Source organism: Paraburkholderia sp., assembly GCF_034668105.1.
GTDB lineage: Bacteria > Pseudomonadota > Gammaproteobacteria > Burkholderiales > Burkholderiaceae > Paraburkholderia.
This window is the reverse complement of the sequence record NZ_JAXDPY010000501.1, coordinates 1-2765: the sequence shown is the minus strand read 5'-3', so window position 1 is coordinate 2765 and position 2765 is coordinate 1. Positions and strand designations below refer to the sequence as shown.

General features: G+C 59.7%; 1 protein-coding gene and 2 pseudogenes. All 3 read right to left on the bottom strand.

Translation table 11 applies throughout. From position 1 onward, the window contains the following. The coding region (locus QOC89_RS22495) for a PQQ-dependent sugar dehydrogenase (protein ID WP_323047033.1) at positions 1–1536 on the bottom strand (1536 nt) is incomplete at its 3' end. 202 nt (positions 1537–1738) lie between these two features. Next, positions 1739–1936, bottom strand: a pseudogene (locus QOC89_RS22490) (ATP-binding protein); the annotation flags it as partial. Between the two features lie 67 nt (positions 1937–2003). Further along, positions 2004–2591 (bottom strand): annotated as a pseudogene (locus tag QOC89_RS31955) (GAF domain-containing protein); the annotation flags it as partial. Between the last annotated feature and the right edge of the window lie 174 nt (positions 2592–2765).

The following is a 2765-nucleotide window of genomic DNA, read 5'->3' as shown; positions in this document are numbered from 1 at the left end:
CAAATTGCGGTTCCATGAGCCGTGCAACGCCACGAAAGCGTCTCCACGATACTCTGCGGGAAACGCTGCCGCGCCTGTTGTCGCTGTATAGAAGCTCATCTCGAGCGGGGCCGAGTGTGACTGCAGTAGAACGTCGGGGACGATCGCCAGCCCGGCAAGATCGGGGCGCTCGCCGGCGTGGCGAGGATCTTCATGGCCGCCCGTGTAAAACCAGGGCCAACCGTAGAATCCGCCGGCTTTCACTCGGGTAATGTAATCCGGCACCAGATTATCGCCCAGGCCATCGCGTTCGTTCGTCGAAGCCCACAACTCGCCCGTATCGGGATCCACCGCGATTCCTGCGCCATTGCGAATGCCCGTTGCAAAGGGGTGGAGAGATTCATGGCCTTCGGGGTCCGTAACGAGGATGTCGGCGCGATTGGTTTCAGCATCCCATGCCGCACCTTTCCCGTGTTCGGCTTCCCAACGAGAAATGTCTCCGGGGGCCTTCTTGTTCATGTCTTCGGCGACGTTTGACTCGGAACCGACGGAAATGAACATGCGCGCGCCATCCAGCGAAAAGGCCACATCGCGTGTGCTATGTCCGCCCCGGCTTTCAGTCAGACGTGGCACAACGATCTGAGCGGTGCTGCTCGCCTTGAGGTCACCATTGCGATAGGGGAAGCGAATAACCGAGTTGTTGTTCGCCACGTAGATCCATTGCGGATGGCTTCCCCGTGGATAAAAGGCGATACCGAAGGGTTGGTCCAGATCATCGGCATATATTTGGTTTTCAGAGGGCGTATCCGCTCCGTCAGCGGCACGCAATACCCGTATGCGATTCGCTGCCGTCTCCGCGACAAAGATATCGCCGTTCGGTGCGACGCGCACGATGCGGGGATTCGACAGACCCGTTGCAAACAGCCGGACCTGGAACTTCGGCGGAACCGACAAGGAGGCATTTGCGGGCTGCTTCACCACCAGCGGACGGTTTCCGGCCGAAGTGGTGCCGTAGGGGGCGGGCAAATCGGCCAGCGTGAGGTGATGCTTGACTCCCGGGGCGGCATGACGCCAATCGCCAGCGTCGCCAGGGTCGAGTTCAGCCGAGGACGCGGACGCAAGGTTCGCAGCTCGGGACGCCTGGGCGGGAAGCTTCAAGGTGGAGAGGTAGGCTATCAGGTTGCGACGATCGCTCGAATCGGCGACGGAAACTGGCATGGTGGTGCCCGGCGCAATCGCCGTCGGATTCGTGAGGAAGCGCTCCAAGGACGTTGAATTCCAGGTGAGGCCTGACCCGCTCAAGGCATTTGTAAAGCTGAAATTTGGGAGAGAACCGGCGCGCCGACCCAAAACACCCACGAGGCTGGGGCCTTGACGCATGATTACTGCGTTTCCAGGTCCCAGGGTGTCAGCATGGCACATGGCGCAGTTTTGCTGAAAGAAGACTCTTCCCTGCGCGACGTTGCCAGTCAACGGGACCTGAGCGGCGGCCTCGGTACCGGCGCCAAGATTGGCAAAAACGACGCTCAGGACAAGCGCGCGGGGGAATGACTGCATGGATAGCATCGCGTTCCCGGCTGTGTTCGATCAACGATTTGGAATCGATAACAGCATGACCCAGCTGCTGTAGATGGCGTTACTAATGCGATTCTACGGTGGAAAACACGCCGCGGAAAAGTCTCCATCAATAAGGAATTGATACGAAAGGATCTAAAGCTACGGGTGCCGATCCCGTATCGGCAAACCTTCGCGGTGGTACTCACCCCGAACAACCGAGGTCTCCCCCTCGCTGCGCGCGCTGGCCAAGCGAAGGCAGACTAACCTGGAAAGTCGCACCCCGCCCGACATTACTGGATGCCCACACCCTTCCTCCATGGGCTTCGATGATCGAGCGGCAAATCGATAAACCCATGCCCATTCCGTTGGCCTTCGTCGTGAAGAATGCCTCGAACAGCCGATTTGGTCAGCTTGCGCTCGCTATTTTCCCGTTGCAGATCGGCGTAGAGCAGCGCGTTCTCCAGCAAGATTGCCGTCTGGGAGGCCAGTAGTTCCAGCACGGTCACGCGTTCGGGCGTGAATGCATGTGTGGTCAGGCTGTTCTCGAGGTATAGCAACCCGATCAACTCGGCGCGCCGCATGATCGGCAGGCACAACACCGACTTCGGTTGGCGGCGGGCAAAGTAGTCATCTGCCGCAAAGGGATTTAATTGCATCGCATCCGTCAGCAGTACCCGCTCGTGGCAGCGCCGTGCGTAATTGATGATGGAAGCGGGCGGTGCCAACTCGGACAACGCAGATTCCGACGACTCCGTTGCCGATAACTTCGGTACGGCCAGCGCTCGGTTCAAGTGCCGCTGCACGTCGATCCTCTGTTGCGCAACATTCGCTTGGGCCGCATGCAGCAGGTCCTCATTGCGGGCGAGCAGCAAATGGCAGGTCTGAGCGCCTGCGCTTTCGAGCACGATGTGCATCAGCGTGTCGACAAGATCGTCAATCACAATCTGGCCAGATATGGCCTGCGAGGCTTTGGCGACCGACAGCAGATCCAGTTGAGTTACATCGCCGGGCGAAGTGGGGGATCGTGAAGCCTGTGCTTGGCACGTTGGCGACATGCGCGCGCCGAGTTGTCTGACCTTGCCCGAGGCACCCCAGCGGACATGACAATTGCGGGCCTGTTCCAGATAGGTACGGCCGCCAATCGTGAAGCCTCGAGCAAACAAACGCCGCGGCCAACTCATGTGCGATGCCCTGCGGGCATTGCCGCGTCTGCCGCACGATGCGAAGCC